Below are 24,402 nucleotides of genomic sequence, written 5' to 3'. Positions count from 1 at the left end.
GCGGCGATTCCACCGTTGGCCCCAGGACCTCCACCGTTCGTCACAACTCCATCGCGAGTCTCGGGAGGTCGGGCGACTGTGTCTCCAACACAAGGAGACGTCGCATGAATCGATTCACCCCTGGGAAGTCGTGGTCTCTTGGCCTCTTCGTCGCCATGTCCTCCATGACGATGGCGTGCGCCGCGCAGGAGCCTGAGTCCGCCAAGGTGGCGGAGGCGCTCGGCGCGCAAGAGGTGTCCAGCGAGTCGTTGCGGTTCCTGACCTGCCCCGCGGGCGGCAGCATGTTCGCGCCGGGAGAGGTCTCCCTCCCGGACCGCTCGGAGTACCGGCTCACCTTCTCCTCGGACGGCAACACGGCGTACTACCACGTGGATGCGGCGGAGGCGCCGTTCCAGGCCATCTACGAGACGCACAAGGTGAACGGCCACTTCACCCCCGGACAGCTGGTGTCCTTCTCCGGCACGTACCTGGACACCGACCCGTTCCTCACGCCGGACGGCAACTCGCTGTTCTTCTCGTCCACCCGTCCCGTGACGGGCACCGAGGAGCGCGCGGACTCGGACCTGTGGGTGGTGCACAAGCAGGCGGATGGAAGCTGGGGCGCGCCGCAGCACCTGGGCCCCAACGTCAACTCGGACCGCCAGGAGCTCTACGTCAGCGCGACGCGTGATGGGACCGTGTACTTCGCCAGCGGCACGTTCGACTCGGACTTCAACATCTACCGCTCGGAGCGCCGCGGCCCCGGCTACGCCCCCGCGGAGAAGCTGGGCACGGGCGTCAACAGCCCGGACTACTGGGAGTACAACTCGCACATCTCCGCGGACGGCCGGGTGCTCATCTTCGCCTCGCTGAACCGTCCGGAGGGTCACGGCCTGGGAGACCTGTACGCGAGCATCAACGTCGGGGGGCGCTTCACCAAGGCCATCAACCTGGGGCCGGCGGTGAACACGGAGAAGGACGAGTTCCACCCTTCGCTGAGCGTGGACGGGCGTCACCTCTACTTCGTGCGGCAGACGTGGGCGCCGTTCGTGCCGTCGGACTTCTACCAGCTCGACACCTACTGCCTGCTGTTCCAGTGACGGCGAGGGAGACCGCCACCCGGGGCGGCGCTCTCTTGACGTGAAGCAAGGCGGGGCGGGCGGGGAGTGGCGCAGGGGCACTCCACGCTCGCCTCGCTGTTTCGTCGGGGGGGATTCAGCCGGCGATGTGCCGCGCGCCTATCGCGAGGCGCGCTTCCCACGTGCGGCGGCGGCCTGCGTGGCGTACTGCCCGGGCGCGCGTCCCACGAGCGCCTTGAAGTCCCGGATGAAGTGGGACTGGTCGAAGTAGCCGAGCTGGAGCGCGAGGCTCGCCATGTCGGGCGCGTCCGCTCGCGCGAGCTGCTCGGCGGCTTCGTGCAGGCGATAGCGCTGGATGACCCACTTGGGGCTCACGCCCACGGCCGCGCTGAAGCGCCGCTGGAGGTTGCGCGGCTCCAGCCCCGCGAGCGCCGCCACCTGCTCCATCCGCGTGAGGGACGCGTCCACGGCGAGCCGCTCCACCAGGTCGCGCATCCGCGCAATCGGCTCGGGCATGGCGGGCATTCGAGGCCGCAGGAAGTCCTCGGCCAGCACCATGCACCGCCGCACGTCCGGCTCCGCGAGGATGGCGTCCTTGAGCGCGATGCTCTCCTGGCCGAACACGGAGCGCAGGCTCACCGTCCGGTCCGTGAGGCGCGACAGCGGGGCCTTGAGCCAGGGCTGGAAGGCGGCGGGACGGAACTTGATGCCGAACACGCACGACTGTCCCTGGAGCCTGCGGTGGAACCGGCGTGACTGCACGCCCGCGATGCGCGCCTGTCCCCGCTCGAACACCAGATGCACGCAGGGGTGGGGCAGGGTCTCCGCCAGCAGGGGCGGCTCGCCGCGCAAATCCCAGCGCACCGTCCAGAAGTGCTGGATGAACGCTTCCAGGTCAGCGGAGGGAGCGAAGCGCTCGTGCGCAATCCTGCCCTCGGGGGCGGGGCGCTGAAGGACGCCACGGGGCGCGTCGATGCGAGGGCGGCTCACCGGCGGGCATTCTGTCGGCGTGTCGCGTTTTTGCAATCGGCGCGGAACAGGCACCTGTATCTGGTGGGCCACTCGATGAGGGGCCAGCGCATGATGAAGCCCGGGATGATGATGTTGTTGGCGTGGGCGCTCGGCGCCGTGCTCGCACAGGGATGCGCGGGCAGTCAGGCGACGGTTCCCCCACGGACAGGGAGCGAGACGAACATGACGAAGCGTGTACAAGGGCCTTTTGACGTCAAGGTGAAGCCCATGGCCCCGGATGAGGGCTCGGCGTCGTCGCCCATCGGACGGCTGTCCATTGACAAGCGGTACCACGGCGAGCTGGAGGGCACGGGGGTGGGGCAGATGCTCGCGACGATGGATGACGGCAAGTCGGGCGCCTATGTCGCGATGGAGCGCGTCACCGGAAGCCTCCAGGGGCGCAAGGGCAGCTTCTCCATCCATCACACCGGGCGCATGACGCGCGGCGCGTCCGAGCTCACCATCCTCGTCGTCCCCGACTCTGGAACGGACGAACTCAAGGGGCTCTCCGGCTCGATGCAGATTCAAATCGACGACAAGGGCGCCCACAGCTACGTGTTCGAGTACACGCTCCCCGACTCGCCGTGAGCGTCCCACCTGGAGCCGGGCATTCCTGCTCCCCGGCTCCCCGGCTCCGGTGAAAGGCGCCAGGCCCGAGGCGCGCAGGTCCGCTCAGCGCAGGACGGAGCGCCCCGCCTTCAGCTCCTGATGGAGCGACTCGCCGAGGACGAGCTGTCCGTCCTCACTGAGGACGTGGCTTTGGAGCACCGTCTCGAAGCCGCCAATGACGGCCTCCGGCTTCACCTCCCGCCACGTCTCGTCGTCGGAGATGAGCGCGCCCACGTCGAGCGCGCCGAACTCCACCTGGTGGCCATCCTCGATGAACACCTTCGCGCTGAGCTTCCCGCTCACGCCCAGCGTGTCCATGTCGAACGAGTTGGCGTAGAGCACGTTCTGCACCTCGAGGTTGCCCGTCACCCGCACCTCCGAGCCGCAGACCATGTCCCGCGCGCGCAGGTTCCCCATGACGTAGAGCTTGGAGAAGTCGTCCTCGTTGTAGAACTGGTCCGCGAGGCAGCCCGTCACGGTCAGGTTCCCCACGACGATGATGACGTCATTGGGCTCCAGCTCGAAGTCACCCTCGAACGTGAGGTCCCCCTGGCGCAGCGCGAACTGGAGGTGCTCGTCGTCTTCGCTGAAAGGCGTCTCGAGGAGGCTCTCGAGAATCATGTTCGCGCGGGCGCTGTCGATGGGGTCGAAGGAGTCAGCCATGCGAGGCACTCTAACGAGCGCCCCCAGGGCCTCAAGCACCGCGGGCCTCCTCGTCCTCCGGGGCCCGGGCGAATGCTGGAGATTCAGCGCTTACTCGCTTCGCAGGGCCACTTGCGGATCCACCCGTGTGGCCCGGTGCGCGGGCAGCCAGGTGGCCAGCAGGGCCACGACGGCCACCAGCAGCGACAGCGAGCCGAAGACGACGGGGTCCGTGGCGCTGACGCCGAACAGCAGGCTGGACAACACGCGCGTCAATCCCCAGGCGCCCACCAGTCCCAGCGCGACGCCTCCGAGCGCCAGCCGCAGGCCCTGGCTCAGCACCATGCGCAGCACGTCCGAGGGCCGCGCGCCCAGCGCCATGCGGATGCCAATCTCCCGCGTGCGCTGACGCGCCGTGTACGCCATGACGCCGGACAGGCCCACGCTGGCGAGCAGCAGCGACAGGACGGCGAACACCGCCACGAGCATGGACACGAAGCGAGGCCGCGCGGTGGACTCCGTCACGCGTTGCTCCATCGTCCGCGTCACGCCCACGGGCAGGTCCTTGTCCAGCGACGCCACGGTGGAGCGCACCGAGGCGGCCAGCGCCATGGGGTCGCCTTCCGTCCTCGCGACGAAGGACATGAGGAACAGCGAGCGCTGGAGCGCGGGCAGATATGCCTCCGGTCGGGTCTCCTGGGTCGGCCCGTCGTACCGCACGTCACCCACCACGCCCACCACGGTGAGCCAGGGCGTGCTCGCATCACCCACGCGCACGCGTTGCCCCACCGCGTCCGTCCCCGGGAAGTGGAGCCGCGCGGCCGTCTCGTTCAGCACCACCACTGGCTGTGACTCACGGGTGTCGGTGCTCGTCACGTCCCGCCCCTGGCGCACGGGGATGCCCAGCGACTCGAAGTAGCCGGGCGTGACGACCTGGAAGCCCACGCTCGAGCGCTCCTCGGGAGTCGCGGGCGCGCGTCCCTCCACTTCCAGGCCGAACCAGATGTCGGCACCACCCAGCGGGAGGTCCGTCACCGCGCCAGCGCTCCGGATGCCGGGAAGCATCGACACGTGCTCCACCACCTGCTGGAAGAAGGCGCCCTGTCGCGCCTCGTCCGGGTACTTCTCCTTCGGCAGCGCCAGGGTCCACGTGAGCGCGGACTCCTGGCGGAAGCCTGGGTCCACGTCCTGGAGTCGCCACAGGCTGCGCAGCAACAGTCCCGCGCCAATGAGCAGCACCACCGCCAGCGCCACCTCGCCCACGACGAGCGCGCCGCGCGAGCGACCGCCTCCCACGAGCTTGCCGCCCGCCGCCTGTCGCAACACGCCATCGAGGTCCGGCCGCGAGGCCTGGAGCGCGGGCAACAGGCCGAAGAGGATGCCGGTGCCCAGCGACATGCTCAGCGCGAAGGCCAGCACCCGGGCGTCCACGCGAACCTCGTCGAGCCGGGGCAGCTCCGCCGGTATCAGGCTCAGCAGGACGTCCATGCTCCACACTGCGACAATCAGCCCCAGCGCGCCCGCGAGCAGGCCCAGCAGCACGCTCTCCGTGAGGAGCTGCCGAATCATCCGCCCGCGCCCCGCGCCGAGCGCCGCGCGCACCGTCATCTCCTGTCGCCGCGCCGCCGCGCGCACCAGGAAGAGGTTGGCCACGTTCGCGCAGGCGATGGCCATCACGAGCCCCACCGCGGCCAGCAGCACCCACAGCACCGGCCGCACGTCGCCGAGAATCTGCTCGCGCAAGGGCACCAGGGTGATGCCGGAGTGGACGTTGCTCGCGGGGTACTCCTGCTCCAGTCGCTGGGCGATGGCGCCCATCGCCGCGCTCGCGCGCTCCATCGTCACGCCGGGCTTCAGCCGCCCGAGCACGCGCAGGTACGTGGTGCTTCGGGACTGACTGAGGTCCAGCGTCCCATCCGAGCCGAGCTGCGGGATGTCGTGCGAGGGCGCGGGAATCCACAGCTCGGGCGCATCCGCGGGCGCGGAGGTCTTCGGTCCGATGTTGGGCAGGGTGAAGCGCTCCGGCATCACCCCGACGACCTGGTAGTCGCGGTCCTCGAGGCGCACGTCCCGGCCGATGATGCGCGGGTCCGCGCCGAAGCGGCGCTGCCACAGTCCGTGGCTCAGCACCACGACGTGGCGAGGCCCCGTCTCCTCGGCGACGGGTTGGAACGCGCTGCCCAGGGCCGCTCGCACGCCGAGCACCTGGAAGTAGTTGGCGGACACGCTGGCGCCGCGCAGGCGCTCGGGCGCTCCGTCCCCGGACAGGCTGACGCCGATGTGGGAGAACGCCGCGAGCTCCTCGAACACGTCGCCTTGTGCACGCCAGTCGAGGAAGTTGGCGGGCGCCACGGTCCACCGAGGCTGGCTCGGCAGCCGGGTCCAGGCCAGCACCAGCCGGTCCTGCTCGGGGAAGGGCAGGGGCGACAGCAGCACCGCGTTGACCACGCTGAAGATGGCCGTGTTGGCCGCGATGCTCAGCGCCAGCGTGAGCACCGCGACGACGGTGAACGCCCGGTGCTTGGCGAGCATCCTCACTGCGAGGCGAAGGTCTTGGGTGATGTCGGACAAGGCCCCTCCGGGGGCGAAGGCGGTGGCCCAGCCTCCGAAGCAAGGCTCGCGCCATCCCTCTACCAGGGCGTGTCGAGTGACGCCCCGAGGTTCTCTCGCTCCGGGTTGCCCGTCCCTGGGAAGTGGCTTCCCATTTCTGGAACGCCGCTCAGGGGAAGCGCACCTGGCACTCCGGGCGCGTGTGCTTGAAGGCGTCGACCTCTTCCGAGGGCAGGCAGGTGAGCGAGACGTCGAGGGACTTGAGGTTCGGTATCCGTGACACCCACGCTGGGAGCGTGGTGATGGGCGTGGCCTTGAGGCTGAGAGCGCTCAAGCGCGGGAGCCGTCCAATCCACTCCGGAACGACGCGAAGTCCCGTGCGGTCCAGGGTGAGTGACTCGAGGTTCTGGAGGTGTTCCAGCTCGGGAGGAAGGGCGTCCAGCCCCTTGTTCCAGGACAGGTCGAGCTGTGTGAGCTGCGTGAGCCGGGCCAGCGCGGGGGACACTCGCGTCAGCTGCGCGTCCATGAGGGTCAGTTGCTCCAGCGCGGTGAACTCCCGGACCATGTCCGGTAGCACGCCCAACCGCCGCTCCTGGAGCAGGATGGACCGGGTGTCCCGAGGGAACGTGCCGAGGATGTCGGCGGCGGCTTGCTCCTGGATTCGCGCGGACACTTCTCCGTGTGACTCCTGCTCCAGGCCGAGCGGGTCTCCCAGTCCCGTGGGAGCACCACGGCGAGGCGGCTTCGCCACGGCCTTGCTCAGGGGGGCGAGCTTCTTGGCGAGCCAGGGCGTGAAGGGACCCAGCTCGCGCAGGGGCAGGCTGTCCTCGACCTCCCAGACGACGAGCGAGTCGTCGTGCTCGCTCTTGCCGAAGCAGTAGCCATTGACGTCATGGAGGTCCTCGGACGCGAACATCAGGAAGCGGTAGGCGTGATGGCCCGCCTCTCGTTCCTCGCGCACCTGGGTCCACGAGCGTTCCGGTACGCCCATGCCTTGGGACGCCTGGACGCGCCAGCGCGGCGGAAGGAATGCCAGCGCCTTCTTTCCGGTGGTGACCCAGCGAAAGCCCAGCGCCTCGGTGAATCGCTGATACGCCTCCGGGAGCATGCCCGTCGTGTCGGGGGCCTGCTCGAAGGTCATGTGCAGTGGCTCCAGGTCCGCCGGGTACTGCCCCACCGCGTCCTGGCCCAACGTGTCCCGGAGCTGTTGCTCCAAGGCTTGCCAGGTCACCTCGGGCGCGACGGCGGGAGCCGCGGACGTCTTCTTCGAAGTGGCACGAGGGGCGGCGGTCTTCTTTTGCGCCATGGGGTCCTGGCTCGGTGGTGGCCCCGATTCCCTACCGCCCCGTCAGCGGGCCAGCAAGGGCGCTGGAGAGGAGAGCCCCGCGATGGTGAGATGCCGAAGAAAGCTGACACTCCCCTGTCATCTCCGGGGGACATGGTCCCAGCCTCGACTCGCATCTCCGGAGAGACCTTCATGAGCGCGCCCACTTCCCAGAAGTCACCTGACGCAGGAGCCGGTCCGCGAGGGCCCGCTGTCGCGCGGGAGCCCGCGCTCGCGGCGCGCGTGGACGCGGGCATCGACTGGGCGCTCGCGCAAAAGCGCATCGTGGGCACCGTTGTGATGGTCGCCAGGAATGGCCAGGAAATCTATCGACGCGCGGCGGGCTTCTTCGACCGTGAAGCCGGTACGCCCATGCGCGACGACGCGCTGTTCCGGCTGGCGTCCCTGACGAAGCAGTACGTGTCCGTGGCGGCGATGGCGTTGCTGGAGCAGGGCGTGCTGCGGCTCGAGGACCCCGTGACGCGGTGGATTCCGAGCTTCCGCCCGAAGCTGGAGGACGGGAGCGAGCCCGTCATCACCGTGCGCCACCTGATGACGCACACGGCGGGGCTGACGTACTCCATCATGGAGTCCGAGGATGGGCCGTACCACCGAGCGAACGTCTCCTCGGGCCTGGACCAGCCGGGCCTCTCCATGGAGGAGAACCTGCGCCGGATTGTCTCCGTGCCGCTGTCCTATGTGCCTGGGACGCGCTGGGGCTACTCGGTCGCCACGGATGTGCTGGGAGAGGTCCTCGCCCGCGCCGCGGATGCGACGCTGCCCCAACTCGTGGAGCAGCTCGTCACCGGTCCGCTGGGCTTGAAGGACACGGGCTTTCACGTGGTGGACACTGCGCGGCTCGCGACGCCGTACGGTGACGGAAAGCCGGAGCCGGTGCGCATGGGGAAGGAGCACTGGGTGAGCTGCGTGCCCAGCAACGTGCCCTTCGTGCCCGACCGCGTCTTCGATGCGCGCTCCTTCGCGGCGGGAGGCTCCAGCATGGTGGGCACGGCGGAGGACTTCCTGAAGCTGTTGGAGGCGCTGCGCACCGGCGGCACGCCCGTGTTGAAGTCGAGCACGGTGGAGGCGTTCGCGACGGAGAGCGTGGGCGTGCAGGCCGCGACGCTGGCCCCTGGCTGGGGCTTCGGGCTGGGCATGGGCGTGCTCGTGGACCCAGGTCTGGCCCGCAGCCCTCAGCCGAAGGGCACGTGGCAGTGGATGGGCGCGTATGGGCACACGTGGTTCGTGGACCCGGTGAACCAGTTCACCATCGTCGCGCTGACGAACACCGCGTTCGAGGGCATGTTCGGTGCCTTCCCGAAGGTGGTGCGCGACGCCGTCTATGGCGTCACGCGGTGAGCGCCCGGCTCAGCGCAGGAAGCGGGTGAGGACCGCGAAGTCGTCCTTCCCGTGTCCCGCCTTCAGGGCCGCCTGGATGAGCGCATCCATGGCCCGGGGGATGCCGTCGTGGATGCCGCGCTCCTTGCACAGGTCCAGCAGGTGCTGGAACGCGACGTTGTGGGTCTCCAGCGTCGCCAGGGTCTCCTCGTCGGCGCCCAGCGAGTCCCGCTGGACGCGGGCGAACACGTCCGCCACGGCGCCATCCACGACGGGGGCGAGGGCCTTGTCGAACGTCGCCAACGTCTCGAGCGGGAGCTTCTCCGCGCGGCAGATGGCCACGGCCTGCAGCACGCCGAACAGGGAGCCCCACATGTGGACGAGCAGCGCGCTGTCGAGCGCGGATGCATGGCCCACGTTTTCGCCCACGTGCCGCGGGTTGCCTCCGAGCGCGAGCAACGTGGACCGGTGTTTCTCGAACAGCGCCGCGGGGCCCGCGTACAGGAGCGTTCCCTCGGGCTGGCCGATGAAGTCCGGCGTGCCCATGATGGCGCCGTCCAGGTAGTCGATGCCGTGCCGAGCCGCCCAGTCCGCCTGCTCGCGCGCGAGGGCAGGGGAGCCGGACGTCAACTGCACGAGCAGCTTGCCGCGCAGCGCCCGGGTCACCTCGTCCTGACGGAGCAGGTGGTCGCTGGTGTCGTAGTCATTCACGTTCACCACGACGATGTCGGCGGCGTGCACCGCGTCCCGCACGCTCTCCGCGATGCGAGCGCCCAACGCGGCCAGGGGTTCACACCGGGCCCGCGTGCGATTCCAGACCGTCGTCACATGTCCGCTTCGAAGAAACGCCTTGATGAGCGCGGAGCCCATGCGGCCCGCGCCGATGACACTGATGTTGGGCTTCATGTTCGTGTGTCTCCTGTATCGAATCAGAACTGCGAGAGGCCGCCGTCGACGGGCAGCTCCGCGCCGGTGGTGAACGTCGCCTCGAAGCCGAGGAACAGCGCCGCACGCGCCACTTCGTCGGCGGAGCCGATGCGCTTCATGGGCGTGATTTCCTCGCCCTCCTTCTCGAAGGCCGCCACCTCCTCGGGCGTGGCGCCGGTGACGCCCAACGTCGGCGTCCGGGTGAAGCCGGGGCTCAGCGCGTTGACGCGGATGCCTCGGGGCAGAAGCTCCACGCCGAGCACGCGGACGAAGGCGCGGACCGCCGCCTTCGCGCCCGCGTAGGCGCTCATGCCCGGTGCACCCAGTTCGTCCGCCACGGAGGTGGTGAAGACGAACGCCCCGCCTTCGCGGACGTGAGGCGCCAGCCGCTGCGCGGCGAAGAACGCGCCCTTGGTGTTGATGCCGAAGGTCTCGTCGTACTCGGCCTCCGACACCTGGTCGAAGGGGCGCAACTTCGAGTAGCCCGCGTTGATGAGGACGAAGTCGACCGAGCCCAGTTTCTCCTTCACGAGCGAGGCCAGCACGTCGATATCGCGCAGGCTCGCGGTGTCGGAGCGCACCACGTGCGCCAGGGGACCCAGCTCCTTGCGTGCCGCGTCCAGGCCCTGCTCGTTGCGCCCGGTGAGCAGCACCTCCGCGCCCTCCGCGAGCAGCGCCTTCACCGTCGCGAGTCCGATGCCCGCGGTTCCCCCGGTCACCACCGCATTCTTCCCTGAATACCTGCCCATGTGCATGACTCCGGACGCCTGGCTGGAGGCGTGGCCGCGCGGCGAGCGCCACCGGACGGCCACGTCGTGTTGGATGTGGGAAAGGAATACCGACGGCCCCCGCGCGGGTCGCGCACGCGCGGATGATTCGGGAGCACGAAAAGCCGGTGGCCCCTATATTCGGGCGCCATGAGCGAGCACGCGCGACGAACTCCTCGAATCAGCCTCGGTGTCGAGATGCGCGTGACGGCCGTGGGTGACTTTCTGCACGCCGCCAGCGCGGACCACTTCATCAGCATCCATTCCGGCAACCCCGTCCGGGTGGCCTGTCACTCCAGCCGCATCCGCTCGCTGCGCACGCGGGGCGACCTCAGCCTGATGCCCGCCGGCGTGTCGGACACCTGGGTGGAGGACGACGCGAGCACGGCGGTGGACCTGCGGCTGCCCCACTCGCTCTTGCGGATGGCCGCCGAGGACATGGGCCTGGACCCGGACCGGGTGGGGCTGGAATCGCGCCACCACTTCCGCGACGAGCAGATTGAGCACATCGCCTGGGCGCTGGAGGCGGAGTCCCGCGCGGACTTCCCCAACGGGCTGCTCTACCGGGAGAGCCTGGGGCTCGCGCTCGCGGCGCGACTGCTGGCCCGGTACCGGACCCAGGCCGAGGCGCGCGGCGGGCTTCCCGCGTCCCAGCTCCAGCGAGTCACGGACTACGTGGAGGCGCACCTGGAGGAAGACCTCTCCCTCGCGAGCCTGTCACGCGTGGCGGGTGTCAGCGCGTCGCACTTCAAGACGCTCTTCAAGCGCTCCACGGGACTGCCCGTCCACGAGTATGTGATTCAACGGAGGGTGGAGCGGGCCCGCACCCTGTTGCTGCGCGGTGGGCTGCCCACGGGGCAGGTCGCGCTGGAGGCGGGCTTCTCCCACCAGAGCCACATGTCCCGGTGCATGCGCCGGGTCCTGGGAGTGACACCGGGCGCCATCGTCCGCTCGCGCGCGTGATTCCACGTTGCCCGTGAGGTGAGGCGCGGCGTAGAGCCGGGTCCACCATGTCAGAGACGCCCACCACGCAACTGCTCGCCTTGTTCCAGGCGAACGACCTCCACTTCGACTCCGCCGAGGACGCCTGGGCGCGCGCCGAGCACCTCTCCCCCCTGCTGGGGTGGGTGGTGGCCCACTTCCCCGACGAGCGGGCCTTCCAGACGTGCGCGGCATGGCTGAGCCTGTGCGCCGAGCACATCCAGGACGCGAAGCCCGCGGCGGAGCGATTCGCCCAGGCCCGCTCGGGGGCGCATCCCCGGCAGGCCCACATCGTCGCGAGCAAACTGGGAGACGTGCGCAATGCGTCGATTCTCGCCAGGAAGCCCGCCGCCGCCGCGTTCGCCGACGCCGCCAGCCACCTCGCCGAGGTGTGGGCCGCCGTGACGACGGGTGAAGTCGACGAGGAGACGGACCCCTGGGCGCGAGCCAGGGGGGCCAGCCAGGCCATGGTGACGGCCTGGCTGGAGCACCAGGGCCTGGGCTCCAAGGACAAGCCCGCGCGTCAGAAAGCACAGGGGGAGTTGCTCGACCTCCTGCGTCAGGCCCGGCGAGCGGGGGGCCTCGCGGAAACCTGACATACACCTGTCACTGGCAGGGTTCATAACTCCCTCCATCAACACGCCGCACCGAGGAGAACCCACCATGAGCGAGACCGCCCCCCAGAAGTCCCCCACCTTCAAGAAGTACGTCGGCGGCTGTCACTGCGGCGCCGTGCGCTTCGAGGCCGAGTTCGACCTCGCGGAGCCGGTGAACCGCTGCAACTGCACCGTCTGCACCAAGGTGGGAACGACGACGACCTCCATGCCCCCCAGCGCCTTCCGCGTTCTCCAGGGTGAGAGCGAGACGGGCGAGTACCGGGTGGGTGACAGCCAGAACTACCGCCGCTTCTGCAAGCACTGCGGCATCCAGTGCTACGGCGGAGGCTTCGTCGAGGAGATGGGCGGCCACTTCCGCTCCATCAACCTGGGCTGCCTCGACGGCGTGGACGTCTCCAAGCTCACCGTCCAGTACTGGGATGGCCGCTACAACAACTGGGAGGCCGGCCCGAGCAACCAGCCGTGGCCGCTTCGCCCCACCGCCTGATTCGCCACCACCCCTGTGTCGCCCACGCGGAGGGCGACACGCCTGGCCCCCGGAGTCATCGGCGGGCCACCGCCTCCTCGAGTCCGCGCAGGATGACCTCCAGGCTGCGTCGGAACTCCTCTTCCGGTGTGATGCGCCGCGCGCGCTGCGCGGTCTCCCGGAGGAGCGGATACGTGGCCGCATCCAGCTCCGCGAGCGCGGCCGTGCCGTCGCCGGAGAGAGAGCCCAGGTGCGACAGCTGGACGGCTCCGAACACGTAGCTCACCAGCGTGCGGAACGCGATGACCCGCGCCGAGCCGTCGAAGCCTCCCTCTGTCAGCAGGCCCAGGAGCGCCTCACCCCACGCCAGCGTGCCCTCCGTGGAGTGGCGGCGCGTGAGCAGCAGGGGCGCGACGGCGGGATGTTGGACGACCGCCTCCCGCACGCGCGTCATCAGCCCCATCACCCGGGTCGTCCACCGCGCGCTCGACGACGGGGCGGGGAGCTCGATGTCGCGCATCACCGTGTCGACCACCAGCGACTCCAGCGCCTCGCGGCCCTCCACGTAGCGATACAGCGACATGGTGCCCATGCCGAGCGCGCTCGCCACGGAGCGCATGGTCAACGCGTCCAGCCCCTCCCGGTCGATGACGGTGAGCGCGGCGGAGGCGATGGCTGACGGAGTGAGCGAGCGGGGACGGGGCATTCGATTGACAGCGTAAGGGGCACCTTCTTAGTTTAGGAGTACAACGTACTCCTACGCTGGAGGAAGAGATGTCCGCGCGAACGGAAGGCCGGAAGTGGTCCGTGGGGGAGCAGTTCACCGCGAGGGAGCTGGAGACTGTTTCTGGAGGGACGGTCCGCATCCCCGAGCCGGGGATGACGGTGCACCTCCAGTTCCGGCGCTTCGCCGGGTGCCCCATCTGCCACCTGCACCTGCGCTCCTTCGCGCGACGCCACGAGGAGCTGAAGGCGGTGGGGGTGCGGGAGGTCGTCGTCTTCCACTCGAGCGCGGAGGAGCTGCGCACCTATGAGGGGGCCCTCCCGTTCGCCCTCGTGGGTGATCCTCGACGACGCCTCTATCGGGAGTACGGCGTGGAGGCCGCGCCCCGGGCGCTCCTGGACCCTCGGGTCTGGGGCGGGCTCCTCCGGGCGCTCATCAACGGCTTCGGGGACTTCTTCACCGGGCGGCATCCGGCCCCACCGGTGCTCCCGGCGGGAGGGCGGCTGGGGCTGCCCGCGGACTTCCTCATTGGAAGTGAGGGGGAAATACTGGCCGTGAAGTACGGCGAGCACGCGGACGACCAGTGGTCCGTGGACGAGCTGCTGGCCCAGGTCCGCCCCGCTCCCACGCGCCTCCAGCCCGTCCCAGTGCAGTGATTCCAGGGGGTTGGACGCACCGACGGGAAGTGTGTGCGGTTTCCTCTTACGGAGACACAACCCGGGCTCGCAGGAATCGAGAATACCTACGCAAGCCGTACTTCAACCTCTGGGCACCCCCACCATGAAGATTCGCGCCGACCTCCCGAAGCTTCCCGTCACGCGTCCCGCTGACTCCCGGCCCGTCACCGCGGAGGTGAAGAACAAGGCCGTGGGCTTCGCCGAGGGCTCCACGTTCGAGGCGCCGGTGCGTCCCGCGCAGGTGAAGCCGGCCGCGCCGCTGGCCCCGCCGGTGAAGTCCGGTCCCGTGGCCCTGGACAGCGAGTCGAGCAAGGCCGCCATCCAGACGACGGTGGACTACCTCCAGAAGCAGGGCGCGCCCACTGTCTCGCAGCTGCTGGCCGGCAGGCCGGGCGTCAACGCCACGGACTTCGCGCCGCGCGCGGTGGAGCAGGACGACCTGGGCATGACGCACGTGCGCATGGACCGCAAGAGCGAGGGCGTCCCCGTCTTTGGTGAGCAGGTGGTCAGCCACCTGACGCGCGAGGGCAAGGTCGACAGCGTCACCGGCGACGTGTCCACCATCCCCGCGGGCCTGGGCAAGAGCCCCACGAAGCTGAGCGCGCAGGACGCGCTGTCCGTGGCCCAGAAGGAGTTCGGCGGCGCGACGGACCGCAAGCCCGTCTCCGAGCGCGTCATCTTCAAGGATGCCAGCGGCGAGTACCGCGCGGCGTACCACGTGGAGCTGAGCAACACGACGGACGTGGGCCCGGGCAAGGACCCGCGCCGCATGCACTACCTGGTCGACGCGAACACCGGCAAGGTGATGGAGCAGTACAACCAGATGGGCGGCGTGGGTCACCACGCGCACGGCGCGGGCCCCGCGCACGCCCGGCCCTCCCTCGCGGGCACCACCGAGCCGACGACGCCCACCGGGCCGTCGACGGAGCCCACGGCGAGCAAGGCGGACGACACCACCCAGTACAGCGGCAAGGTGGAGATCGGCAGCACGAAGAACGCGGACGGCACGTTCACGCTGGAGGACACCTCGCGCGGCGGGGGTGTGCTGACGCGTGACGCGCTCAACCGCAACCCGGATGACCCGAGGCAGGACGGCGTCCACGCCCCCGTCACCGACGCCAACAACGTCTGGGGCGAGGCGACCGACTCCGCGCGCACCAAGGACGCGGTGGACGCGCAGTACGGCGCGCAGGCGACGTACGACTTCTACAAGGAAGTGCTCGGCCGCGACTCCATCGACGGCAAGGGCGAGAAGCTCATCTCCGACGTGCACGTGGGCAACGACTTCGCCAACGCCTTCTGGGATGGCGAGAAGATGAACTACGGCGATGGCGACGGCGACCAGTTCGGCTCGCTCACCACGCTGGACATCGCGGGCCACGAAATCACCCACGGTCTGACTGAGCGCACCGCGGGCCTCGAGTACCGCAACGAGTCGGGCGCCCTCAACGAGGCGTTCAGCGACATCATGGGCGTGGGCGTGGAGTGGCACGCGAGCCAGAAGAACGACGCGGTCAAGTTCGACTGGACGGTGGGCGAGGACACGTTCACCCCGAACAACGGCGACCCCACCGACGGCCTGCGTGACTTGAGCAACCCGTCCAGCGACGGCATGTCGCCGGACCACTACTCCAAGCGCTACAAGGGCTCGCAGGACAACGGCGGCGTGCACATCAACTCGGGCATCGCCAACAACGCCTTCTTCCTGCTGTCCGAGGGCGGCAAGAACCGCACCTCCAACGTCGAGGTGAAGGACGGCATCGGCATCGAGAAGGGCCTGAAGATCTACTCCCGCGCCCTGAGCTTCTACATGACGCCGCAGACCAACTTCGCCCAGGCGAAGGAGGCCACGCTCAAGGCGGCGCAGGACCTCTACGGCAAGGACTCCGTCGAGGCCGCGAAGGTGCTGGAGAGCTGGGCCGCGGTGGGTGTGAAGTAGCCGTCCGCTTCATCGCTCCTGGGTCGGTGGCTCGTGTTTCGGAGCCCTGACCCAGAAGCGTGGACCGGGCCCCTGTGCGGCGGCCCGGTCTCCTGGATTCACGTAGCGGCAGCGGTCCAATGAGAGACAGCCGCAGCCGATGCACCCTGTCAGCCCCGCCTTGAGCCGCTCGAGCTCGGCGATGCGCTCGTCGATGCGCTGACTCCACGTCCCGGACAGCCGAGCCCAGTCTTGTCGGCCTGGGACGGTGTCGACGGGCAGTCTGGCGAGCTCCCGGCCGACCTCTTCGAGGCTGAGCCCCACGCGCTGGGCGAAGACGATGAACGCCACGCGCCGGATGACGGGCCTGGCGAAGCGTCGGTGGCGCGCGGAGGTCCGCTCGGAGTGGATGAGGCCCCGCTCCTCGTAGAAGCGCAGCGCGGAGGTCGCGACGCCGGTGCGCCGGGACAGCTGTCCAATCGTGAGCGACTCGTCCATGCCTCGATATGCGCGCACTTCGCCTTGACTTCAAGTGCACTTGAAGTCGCAGATTTCCTGGCGTGCGGCGTTCGAGTCACGAGCGGGCAGGCGGGCGGGACATGGTGTCTCGCCGCCTGGCTCCGCCGTGTCCGCGCGGCCATGGAGGGTGAAACGCATGCGCGCAATCCAGGTGTCGAGGTTCGGTGGGCCGGAGGTGTTGGAACCCCGTGAGGTGCCCGAGCCCAGGCCCGGGGCAGGTGAGGTCCTCGTGGAGGTCTCCTTCGCGGACATCATCTTCGTCGAGACGCAGATTCGGACTGGCTGGGGACGAGAGTTCTTCAAGATTGACCCGCCCTACGTGCCGGGCTTCGGCGTGGGTGGGACGGTGAGCGCGGTGGGCGAGGGCGTGGACCCGGGCTGGGTGGGTCGGCGGGTCATCGCCAACACGGAGGAGCGCGGGGGGTATGCGGAGCGTGCTGTCGTCTCGGTGCGGAAGATGGTCCCTGTGCCGGACGGGCTGGAGTTGCGCGACGCGACGGCGCTCCGGTCCGATGGTCCCACCGCGCTGGGACTGATGGAGAAGGCGGCGATTCGTCCGGGACAGTGGGTGCTCGTCACCGCGGCGGGGGGAGGGATGGGTGTCCTGCTGGTGCAGCTCGCGCACGCGGCAGGAGCGCGGGTCATCGGCGCGGCGCGGGGGCAGCGGAAGCTGGAACTCCTCCGTGAGCTCGGCGCCGACGTCGTGGTGGACTACTCCCGGCCGGACTGGGGCCAGCAGGTCTTGGACGCCACGGACGGGCGGGGCGCGGACGTGGTGTTCGACGGCGCTGGCAGCGAGCTGGGCCAGACGGCCTTCGGGGTGACGGCGCAAGGAGGACAGTTCTCCGCGCACGGGGCACCTGGTGGTGGGTTCGCCGAAATCGACACGGCCGAGGCGGAGCGGCGGCACATCTCGGTGCGCGGCATTCAGCAGGTCCAGTTCCCCCTGCCGGAGCGCCAGCGGTTGACGGAGCAGACATTGGCGCTGGCCGTGGCGGGACGGCTGCGGCCGGTCATCGGGCAGGCCTTCCCCCTGGAGCGGGCAGGGGACGCCCATGCGGCGCTCACGGCCCGAAGCATCACCGGCAAGGCGCTGTTGCTGATTTGAGCGGCGGGCCCTGTGGGCCGGAGCTGGCGAACGCCGTCAATTGGATCCTTCATTCTTCTCCGGATTGGCCCTTGAGTAGAGCCAATCCGCCCTCCACCCTGGAACACCATCAGGAGGAGTGACTCATGAGGAGAAGTCGGTGGAAGGCCGGGGGTGCGCAGGTAGCGCCGGGCCCGGTACTCATCAGCGTGACCGAATTCACCGCCGCATACATCCGAGACATACCGGCGATCTGGTGGGAGGGCTCGAAGCTGAGACAAGCCTGGCCACAGCTCGAGGGCGCGGTGGGAACGTGGTTGTGGTTTGAGGTCCTGGGCCGAAGGTCCGGGTCGGTTTCCGTATGGAAGAGCGAAGAGGACCTTCGACGCTTCGTGCGCTGGGCCCCCCACGTGCGAGTGGTTCGACGGTTCCAGGGCCGAGGGACGATGGTCTCCACCCAGTGGCGGGCGGAGGAGTTCGACCGCCGGGCAACCTGGGCACGGGCCGCACTCTGGATTCAACGGAGGACCCACGCTCCCGACGCAGTGGACCCATAGGTGTCCACACATTGACCCTTTCCAAGGGTCCAATGAGGATGGCCGCGATGGACCTCCACTTGACGGTCTCCGGACGACACGGGCTTGCCACGCAGCTCTACCGCCAGTTGAGGGATGCCATTCTCGAGGGTCGCATTCGAAGTGGCGACAACCTTCCTCCCACGCGAGAGCTGGCTGACCGACTGAAGGTCTCGCGCAATACCGTCACCGCCGCCTATGAACGACTGACCTCGGAGGGTTTCCTCTCCGCTCGCGTGGGTTCGGGCACCTTCGTTCGGTCGCCGATAGCGCCAGCCGAACAGCGACGCAACGCCCTGTCCGGAACGGGGCTCCGCCCTCTGCCCGTTTGGGACCGAGTCACCGTGGGACCGGAACGCCCGGCGCGAAAACCCGCCTTCGACTTTCGCGCCGGGATTCCGGATGCGCGACTCTTCCCGTTCGCCGCCTGGCGCAGGCTGGTGACTCGGGAGTTGCATTCAGCGGAGAACCGCAAGGCGCTCTACCAGGAGCCCTCCGGGCTGCTCCGACTGAGGCAGGCCATCGCGCGGCATGTAGGAGTCGCCCGGTCGATTCAGGCGACAGCCGAGGACATCCTCATCACCAACGGAACCCAGCAGGCGCTGGACCTCATCGGCCGCGTCCTGTGGGAGCCGGGCGCCGTGGTGGCCATGGAAGACCCTGGCTACCCCATGGCGCGACTGCTGTTTCAGTCACAGGGGGCGCGGGTTCATCCGGTGCCGCTGGATGCGGAAGGGCTGGAGGTGGACGCATTGCCGGAGAACGCGGCGGTGGTCTACACCACGCCGTCCCATCAGTTTCCGCTCGGCATGCCCATGTCCCTGGCGCGGCGGATGGCGCTGCTCTCCTGGGCGGAACGTCGTCGGGCAGCCATCATCGAGGATGACTACGACAGCGAGTTCCGGTTCGACGACCGACCGCTGGAGCCACTCCAGAGCCTGGACCGAGGCGGGCGAGTCATCTACGTGGGGTCGTTCTCCAAGACCCTGCTGCCGGAACTTCGGGTGGGGTACCTGATAGCCCCGCCCTCGATTCGTCCCGCGCTGCGAGCCGCCAAGGCCCTGACGGACTGGCACAGTCCCCTCACGACTCAAGCCGCTCTGGCGCGGTTCATGGAAGAAGGGCTGCTGGCGCGGCATGTCCGCCGGGCCCGGAAGGAGTACCAGTCCCGCCGTGATCGACTGGTGAGCGCCATCGAGCGCCACCTGGGGACCTGGGCGGAGCCCGCTCCATCGGTGGCTGGGCTCCACCTGTGTGCCCTGTTCCGGGACGAGCGATTGCACGCCGACGAAGTCGCTCGCGCCGCGAACGCGGAGGGCATCGCGGTGTATCCGTTGTCTCGCTTCTCCACCGCCCCCACACCTCCCCAAGGGCTCGTCCTCGGGTACGGGAGCATTCCCGTGAACCGGATCGACGAAGGCGTACGGCGGCTGGCCGCGGTCCTCGCGGCGACGCGGTAACCACCGGGCTCGCGGCCCTGACGAACTTCATGGCGGCACGTGGCCTGCACTGGAGGTCCCCGGGCCCGACGCCGGAGGTCGGAAGAGGGCCCTTCAGGGCAGCGCCATGCGCGAAGCCAGGGTGCCGAAGGACAGGGCGACACGCGTGGCGAGGTGGGGGCCTGCCATTCCGTCACATGAGGTGAAGAACAGACATGAACCAGAACAAGTCCAGGCAGCAGCGCCGTCGCAATCGCGGCATGACGCTCATTGAAATCATGGTGGTCATCACCATCCTTGGCCTCATCGCCGCGGCCGTCGGGGTGGCTGTCATTCCGACGTTGGGCGAGGCGAGGGGAGACCGGGCCTCGTTGGATATCAAGACCATCGAAACCGCGCTCAAGCTCCACTACTCGAAGAAGGGCCGCTTCCCAGACACGCAATCCGGGCTCGGCGCGTTGGTGGAGAGTCGGACCCTGGAGCAGCTCCCCAAGGACCCGTGGCAGAACGACTACGTGTATCTCAACGAGGGAGGCCGGCCCGTCGTCATCTCCTACGGAGCGGACGGCACCGTGGGTGGCGAGGGAGAGGACGCGGACATCTCCTCTGCGCCCGCGAACTCCCAGAAGGGCTGAGTCCGCCCATCCGACGGGTGCGGGGAACATGGCGGGCCCGCTTGTTCCCTCCGGCACCGCCCGCATCGCGGTGCCGAGTCGTTGGGGCCAGACCCCGCATGCTCTCCCCGCAGCGAGCGGGGCACCTGTCTGGGCTCTCCTGGCTCATACCGCCAGAATGCTACATCCTGAATGTCTCATGTCTGTCGATTGGGTCATGGTGTTTGTGTTTTATTGTTTCGCGGTTTAGGCATCGAAGGCCGGATTTCATCCGAACCTCCGGTGGCGCCCGTGGGGCGTCCTCTTGTCCAAGAGAAAGGCCTGACCATGAAGAAGCTGTTCCTGGGAATGTTCCTGGCAATGATGCCGCTCGTCGGCTGTGGCACTGATGAGGCGAGCCCGCCGGAGACCGGCCAGGTGATGACCACCGAGGATGGCCGCGAGCTGGTCATCGAACAGCGGACGGCTGAGCCGGGCGAGCAGGCACCGGACGCCGAAGTCGCCAATATGAGCGTGGACGAGGACAATCTCGCCTGCTGGGTGGTGCTCAATTACTGCAGACATCCGAACACGGGGCGGCCGCATTGCACGGCCACCGGCTGTACCATCGCCCAGGCCATCAAGCACTGTCAGGCGCTCATCAGAAAGACCTGCTGAGCTGTCACTGCGGGCATCCCAAGGGACCTCTCGGCCGTGGCCGGGAGGCCCCGGGACGTCGGAGCGCCATCTCGTCAAGAGAATATGTTATACCACAGCAATATGGTTGCGAAATGACCACGAATTGCCGGCTGACGGTGCCTTCCGGGGAACAAGAACATCAGAAATTGATTAATCTGGACATTCGAGATTAGTCAGGATTGCTTGTCCCTCCTCACCATCTCTGAATGAGGAGGCTCTGTGATTCGTTCGCGGCTTCGTGACGTATGGATGCGTGGTTTCGCCTCGCTGGGCGTGTTGCTGGTCGGATGTGGAGTTCCCGAGGAGGGTGGCGCCGAGCAGGCCCTCTCCTCCACGGCCTCGCCGCTCGTGGGACAGAAGCTGGCCATCACTCCGGCGATGGTCCAACCGGACGGCGTCCGCCCGACGCTGGGCGTCTATCAAAACCTCTATGACGAGCAGGCGCTGATAGGTGACCCGCGCGCGGGCTCGACCTTCAAGCCCGCGACGACCTGGGGCAACGTCGTCTACAGCGAGACCCAGTACCCCATGGGTTTCATCATCGACCTGGGCCAGCTCCACGACGTGACGGAAGTCGGCGTGTTCGACACGTACGACCACAATGGCTCGGTCTCCTTCCGTGTGGGGGCGCCGGGTGCATGGACCTCCACCTTCACCATCAACACCACCCTGTGGGAGACGTGGCAACTGGTGCCCGTGGGCCAGCGCACGCGCTACATCCACTTCGCGCGCACCATGTACGGAGCGTCGAACGAAATCGTCATCTATGGCGCGCCGGTGGGCCCGCCCGCCAACGTGCCTCCCACGGCCTCGGCGGGCCTGGACCAGACGGTGGTGCTGCCCACGTCGTCCGCGCAGCTCACCGGCACGGCGAGCGACTCGGACGGAACGGTGGTCTCCCGGCAGTGGACCCAGTTCTCCGGGCCGAACACCGCCACGCTGACGGGCGCGAGCACCCTGACCGCCACGGCCTCGGGCCTGGTGGCGGGGCTCTACGAGTTCGACCTGCTCGTGACGGATGACCAGGGGGCCACGGCCACCTCACGCACCAAGGTGCGGGTGGAGCCCGCCAGCACCGGGCGAGGCACGACCACTGAAATCTACAGGGACACCACGAGCACGCTCCCGGGGAACTATGGCTACGTCGTGTACCTGCCGCCGGGCTACAACGCGGCCACGAACTGGCCCATCGTCATCTTCCTGCACGGCGCGGGTGAGCGAGGCGACGGCGGCACCAACCAGCTCAAGCGCGTCCGGAACATGGGGCTCCAGTCGTACATCGACAAGAATGGGAAGGACTATCCCTTCATCCTCGTGTCGCCCCAGACGAGCACCAGCAGCTACTGGAACGACCAGGAGGCCCTGGACAGCCTGAACCCCTTCATCGAGCGAATCCTGTCGACGTACAAGGTGGACAGGAAGCGCGTGTACCTGACGGGCCTCAGCATGGGCGGCGCGGGCACGTTCTCCTATGCGCAGAGCTTCCCCGCGAAGCTGGCGGCCGCGGTTCCCGTGTGCAACGGAGGCTACGGCGCCTCCGCCGCTCGCGCGCAGGCCATGGTGGACGCCAACCTCCCGGTCTGGGGCTCACACGCCATCAACGACCCCGTCTCGTATTCGGGGACACGCGAATGGTTCACCCGGCTGGGACAGGCCATGGGGGCCACGGGAACCGTCATGGACACGTACACCTATCCGCCTCGGGCGCAGACCGCGTTCTTCCGCCCGGCACTGGGGCGGTGGGACTGGGTCGACGGCCAGACGGCCCAGGATGCGAATGGGAATCCTCCCGAGCGCCCGGTGCTCTTCACCCTCTTTCATGACGGCGGCCATGAAATCTGGGACCGCGTCTACCAGGACCCGAAGGTGTTGAGCTGGATGCTCGCGCAGCAGCGCCCCTGAGGTTCATCTCTCTCCGGACGGAGATGAGGTCCGAAGCCGCGGTGCAGGTCACACCGGCGGCCCGGCGTGGGGGTTGGATATCCTCCGCGCCGGTGCCGCCGGATGTTCTCGTTAATGACTAGCGGATGATTCCCTGGGCGTCGTAGATGGTCTTGGTGGAGGAGCTGGTGCTGATCACGACTTCGTCCCCGGCCAGGCCGTCGATGTTGGCGATCATCTGCAGGGTCCAGAATCCGGCGATGGGGTAGTCCCGCGTGGCGCGGCTGGCGTCCCGGATGATCCTCACGTACGAGACGTTGTTGATGATCAACTCGGCGCCCGGCTGTCCATTCGTGTCGGCGACGCCCATCAGCGCCCAGGTGCCGCTGGAGATGGGGTAGTCACGAGTCCCTGACGCCTGGTGGTCGATGATTCGAATGGCGGCGCCCGTGTTGATGGGCAGTTCAGTCGCTCCGTCGCCGGTCAGGTCATGAAAGCCAAGCGGCGTCCACGCGCCCCCGGAGATGGCATAGTCGCGTGTCGCCGAGAGCCGGTGGGTGATGACCCGGACGAAGCTCCCCGCGTTGACGGCCAGCTCCTGGCCCGCGAGTCCATCCATGTTGCTGAAGCCAATCGGAGCCCAGGCCCCGCCGGAGATGGGATAGTCGCGTGTCGCCGCGGTCCGGTGCGTGATGACCCGGACCAGGTTTCCCGCGTTGAAGGCCAGCTCGGCGCCCGGCGTGCCATCCATGTCCGTCGCCTGAAGGAACGTCCAGGCGCCCGTCGAGATGGGATACGTGCGATTGCCGCCATTCGTTTGTTGGACCTCGATGTAGCTCAGGTTGTTGTAGACGGACTCCAGCGTGCCATCTCCATTCAGGTCCCACGCCCCCATGAATGTTCCCGCCGCATACACGGGGCTCGCGCTCAGGGTGAGCAGCAGGAGCGTTGTTTGGACGAAGGAACTGCCTGAAACCAATGCACTCTTCCGGGACATGTGTGCCTCGCGGTCTGAGTCCAGATAGGCATGACTATCAGGACTTCTCTGGAATATCGCCAATTCACACTGGGCGTGTAAATGACCTGCCCCGTTTCCCTATCGCCAGAGGTCCGTGGCGACGTCCGTCCCTGAAGCCTTACCTGTTGGAGGATGTGCTGGGCTTGTGTGCCTCGATGAGGAAGCGTGTCGTGCGGGCGACGAAGGGGCCGTCGCGCTGGATGCGCTCGTGGAGGGCCCGGAGCTGGGGGCGGTAGCGCTCGACGGTGAAGTCCGGGACCATCCAGATGACCTTGCGCAGGAAGTAGATGACCGCGCCGATGTCGAAGAACTCGGTGCGCAGGGACTCCAGCCGCAGGTCGATGACCTGGAGTCCGGCGGACTCCGCCTGGGCACGTGCGTCGTCGGGGTGGCGCCTGCGGTGGATTTCGGCGGGCAGGGGGCCGAGGAAGAACTCCACGAGCTCGAAGACGCTGGCGGGGCCGACCTGCTGGGAGAAATAGGTTCCGCCGGGTTGGAGGACGCGGGCAATCTCCGTCCACCATGTCGTCACCGGGTGGCGGCTGACGACCAGGTCGAAGGCGCTGTCGGCGAAGGGGAGGGGTGGCTCGTCGGAGTCGGCGACGACGACCACGCCGAGCGGGTGCAGCCGCTTTGTTGCCTTCGCGACATTGGGTGGCCACGACTCGGTCGCCACGGTGAGGGGAGGCCGCTTCGGCACACCCGCGAGCACCTCGCCACCGCCGGTCTGGATATCGAGCGCGGCGGAGGCTCGGGCCATTCGCTCACCCAGTTGCCGCTGATAGCCCCAGGACGGGCGTTGCTCGGTGGCGCGACCGTTCAGCCAGGAGAAGTCCCAGCCTTCCACGGAGGCACTCGCGGCCTCGGCTTCCAGTTCCTCGTACGTTCGCGACATGCCCTGGCTTCTATCGCGAGGCTCCGTGCGTCGTGGTGGAGACCTGTCCTTTCTTCGCGCGGGCCAGCGTGCCGAGGACATTCAGGG

The 24,402-nt window shown here is 68.4% G+C and carries 23 protein-coding genes; 13 read left to right on the top strand and 10 right to left on the bottom strand.

Features of this window, described 5'->3' with window-relative positions:
* Positions 1 to 104: 104 nt before the first annotated feature.
* A complete protein-coding gene (locus HUA76_RS30045; protein ID WP_174456447.1) occupies positions 105 to 1,079 on the top strand; it encodes a PD40 domain-containing protein in 975 nt (324 codons plus the stop codon).
* Between the two features lie 138 nt (positions 1,080 to 1,217).
* On the opposite strand, the gene HUA76_RS46550 is transcribed toward HUA76_RS30045, so the two are convergent.
* Positions 1,218 to 2,048: a helix-turn-helix transcriptional regulator gene (locus HUA76_RS46550; protein ID WP_174462770.1), complete on the bottom strand. Its 831-nt coding sequence runs from the start codon at positions 2,046 to 2,048 to the stop codon at positions 1,218 to 1,220.
* Between the two features lie 90 nt (positions 2,049 to 2,138).
* Between HUA76_RS46550 and HUA76_RS30035 the strand changes: the two genes are divergently transcribed.
* Positions 2,139 to 2,657 (top strand): DUF3224 domain-containing protein, encoded by a 519-nt coding sequence (locus tag HUA76_RS30035; protein ID WP_254614572.1) that lies wholly within the window; start codon positions 2,139 to 2,141, stop codon positions 2,655 to 2,657.
* An 84-nt stretch (positions 2,658 to 2,741) separates the two neighbouring features.
* Here the strand turns inward: HUA76_RS30035 and HUA76_RS30030 are convergent, their stop codons facing one another.
* From HUA76_RS30030 to HUA76_RS45710, 3 genes are all read right to left on the bottom strand, one after another.
* The gene (locus HUA76_RS30030) at positions 2,742 to 3,341 is read right to left on the bottom strand and encodes a hypothetical protein (protein ID WP_174456445.1); all 600 of its coding nucleotides are present in this window, start codon (positions 3,339 to 3,341) and stop codon (positions 2,742 to 2,744) included.
* A gap of 90 nt (positions 3,342 to 3,431) precedes the next feature.
* Positions 3,432 to 5,891 (bottom strand): ABC transporter permease, encoded by a 2,460-nt coding sequence (locus HUA76_RS30025; RefSeq protein ID WP_174476682.1) that lies wholly within the window; start codon positions 5,889 to 5,891, stop codon positions 3,432 to 3,434.
* A gap of 148 nt (positions 5,892 to 6,039) precedes the next feature.
* Complete coding sequence (locus tag HUA76_RS45710) at positions 6,040 to 7,176, bottom strand: leucine-rich repeat domain-containing protein (protein WP_254614571.1); 1,137 nt, start codon at positions 7,174 to 7,176, stop codon at positions 6,040 to 6,042.
* A 171-nt stretch (positions 7,177 to 7,347) separates the two neighbouring features.
* Between HUA76_RS45710 and HUA76_RS30015 the strand changes: the two genes are divergently transcribed.
* Positions 7,348 to 8,553, top strand: a complete 1,206-nt coding sequence (locus HUA76_RS30015) for a serine hydrolase (protein ID WP_174462768.1) — start codon at positions 7,348 to 7,350, stop codon at positions 8,551 to 8,553.
* Positions 8,554 to 8,562: 9 nt separating this feature from the next.
* Here the strand turns inward: HUA76_RS30015 and HUA76_RS30010 are convergent, their stop codons facing one another.
* Together HUA76_RS30010 and HUA76_RS30005 are read right to left on the bottom strand one after the other, a co-directional pair.
* A complete protein-coding gene (locus tag HUA76_RS30010) occupies positions 8,563 to 9,438 on the bottom strand; it encodes an NAD(P)-dependent oxidoreductase (RefSeq protein ID WP_174462767.1) in 876 nt (291 codons plus the stop codon).
* A gap of 23 nt (positions 9,439 to 9,461) precedes the next feature.
* Positions 9,462 to 10,208, bottom strand: coding sequence for an SDR family oxidoreductase (locus HUA76_RS30005; protein ID WP_174462766.1), 747 nt, complete (start codon positions 10,206 to 10,208; stop codon positions 9,462 to 9,464).
* A gap of 168 nt (positions 10,209 to 10,376) precedes the next feature.
* Between HUA76_RS30005 and HUA76_RS30000 the strand changes: the two genes are divergently transcribed.
* The 3 genes from HUA76_RS30000 to HUA76_RS29990 all read left to right on the top strand — a co-directional run bounded on the left by HUA76_RS30000 (position 10,377) and on the right by HUA76_RS29990 (position 12,311).
* Entirely contained in the window at positions 10,377 to 11,189 is an 813-nt protein-coding gene (locus HUA76_RS30000; RefSeq protein ID WP_141643916.1) for an AraC family transcriptional regulator, read from the top strand.
* 47 nt (positions 11,190 to 11,236) lie between these two features.
* Positions 11,237 to 11,803 carry a hypothetical protein gene (locus HUA76_RS29995; protein ID WP_174462765.1) on the top strand — a complete coding sequence of 189 codons (567 nt, stop codon included), beginning with the start codon at positions 11,237 to 11,239 and terminating at the stop codon, positions 11,801 to 11,803.
* Positions 11,804 to 11,870: 67 nt separating this feature from the next.
* The gene (locus tag HUA76_RS29990; protein WP_174456438.1) at positions 11,871 to 12,311 is read left to right on the top strand and encodes a GFA family protein; all 441 of its coding nucleotides are present in this window, start codon (positions 11,871 to 11,873) and stop codon (positions 12,309 to 12,311) included.
* A 55-nt stretch (positions 12,312 to 12,366) separates the two neighbouring features.
* Here the strand turns inward: HUA76_RS29990 and HUA76_RS29985 are convergent, their stop codons facing one another.
* Positions 12,367 to 12,996: a TetR/AcrR family transcriptional regulator C-terminal domain-containing protein gene (locus HUA76_RS29985; protein ID WP_174462764.1), complete on the bottom strand. Its 630-nt coding sequence runs from the start codon at positions 12,994 to 12,996 to the stop codon at positions 12,367 to 12,369.
* A gap of 68 nt (positions 12,997 to 13,064) precedes the next feature.
* Between HUA76_RS29985 and HUA76_RS29980 the strand changes: the two genes are divergently transcribed.
* Together HUA76_RS29980 and HUA76_RS29975 are read left to right on the top strand one after the other, a co-directional pair.
* A complete protein-coding gene (locus tag HUA76_RS29980) occupies positions 13,065 to 13,670 on the top strand; it encodes a peroxiredoxin-like family protein (RefSeq protein ID WP_174462763.1) in 606 nt (201 codons plus the stop codon).
* Positions 13,671 to 13,794: 124 nt separating this feature from the next.
* Positions 13,795 to 15,630 (top strand): M4 family metallopeptidase, encoded by a 1,836-nt coding sequence (locus HUA76_RS29975; protein WP_174462762.1) that lies wholly within the window; start codon positions 13,795 to 13,797, stop codon positions 15,628 to 15,630.
* A 9-nt stretch (positions 15,631 to 15,639) separates the two neighbouring features.
* Here the strand turns inward: HUA76_RS29975 and soxR are convergent, their stop codons facing one another.
* Positions 15,640 to 16,107, bottom strand: coding sequence for a redox-sensitive transcriptional activator SoxR (gene soxR, locus HUA76_RS29970; protein WP_141643923.1), 468 nt, complete (start codon positions 16,105 to 16,107; stop codon positions 15,640 to 15,642).
* A gap of 157 nt (positions 16,108 to 16,264) precedes the next feature.
* Here soxR and HUA76_RS29965 point away from each other — a divergent pair, with 157 nt between their 5' ends.
* The 5 genes from HUA76_RS29965 (at position 16,265) to HUA76_RS29945 (ending at position 22,423) form a co-directional block, all read left to right on the top strand.
* Entirely contained in the window at positions 16,265 to 17,236 is a 972-nt protein-coding gene (locus tag HUA76_RS29965; protein ID WP_174462761.1) for a zinc-binding dehydrogenase, read from the top strand.
* Positions 17,237 to 17,819: 583 nt separating this feature from the next.
* Positions 17,820 to 19,250: a PLP-dependent aminotransferase family protein gene (locus tag HUA76_RS29960; protein WP_174462760.1), complete on the top strand. Its 1,431-nt coding sequence runs from the start codon at positions 17,820 to 17,822 to the stop codon at positions 19,248 to 19,250.
* 194 nt (positions 19,251 to 19,444) lie between these two features.
* Entirely contained in the window at positions 19,445 to 19,864 is a 420-nt protein-coding gene (gspG, locus tag HUA76_RS29955; RefSeq protein ID WP_174456432.1) for a type II secretion system major pseudopilin GspG, read from the top strand.
* 306 nt (positions 19,865 to 20,170) lie between these two features.
* Positions 20,171 to 20,500, top strand: coding sequence for a hypothetical protein (locus HUA76_RS29950; protein ID WP_141643927.1), 330 nt, complete (start codon positions 20,171 to 20,173; stop codon positions 20,498 to 20,500).
* 270 nt (positions 20,501 to 20,770) lie between these two features.
* Complete coding sequence (locus HUA76_RS29945; protein ID WP_174462759.1) at positions 20,771 to 22,423, top strand: alpha/beta hydrolase-fold protein; 1,653 nt, start codon at positions 20,771 to 20,773, stop codon at positions 22,421 to 22,423.
* A 118-nt stretch (positions 22,424 to 22,541) separates the two neighbouring features.
* Here the strand turns inward: HUA76_RS29945 and HUA76_RS29940 are convergent, their stop codons facing one another.
* On the bottom strand, positions 22,542 to 23,399 hold the full coding sequence (locus HUA76_RS29940) for a hypothetical protein (RefSeq protein WP_174462758.1): 858 nt from the start codon (positions 23,397 to 23,399) through the stop codon (positions 22,542 to 22,544).
* A 139-nt stretch (positions 23,400 to 23,538) separates the two neighbouring features.
* Entirely contained in the window at positions 23,539 to 24,315 is a 777-nt protein-coding gene (locus tag HUA76_RS29935; RefSeq protein WP_174462757.1) for a class I SAM-dependent methyltransferase, read from the bottom strand.
* Between the last annotated feature and the right edge of the window lie 87 nt (positions 24,316 to 24,402).

This window comes from Myxococcus sp. CA056, from assembly GCF_013336715.1.
Classification (GTDB): Bacteria; Myxococcota; Myxococcia; order Myxococcales; family Myxococcaceae; genus Myxococcus; species Myxococcus llanfairpwllgwyngyllgogerychwyrndrobwllllantysiliogogogochensis.
Note: the sequence above shows the minus strand (reverse complement) of the source record. Positions and strands in the feature narration are given on the sequence as shown.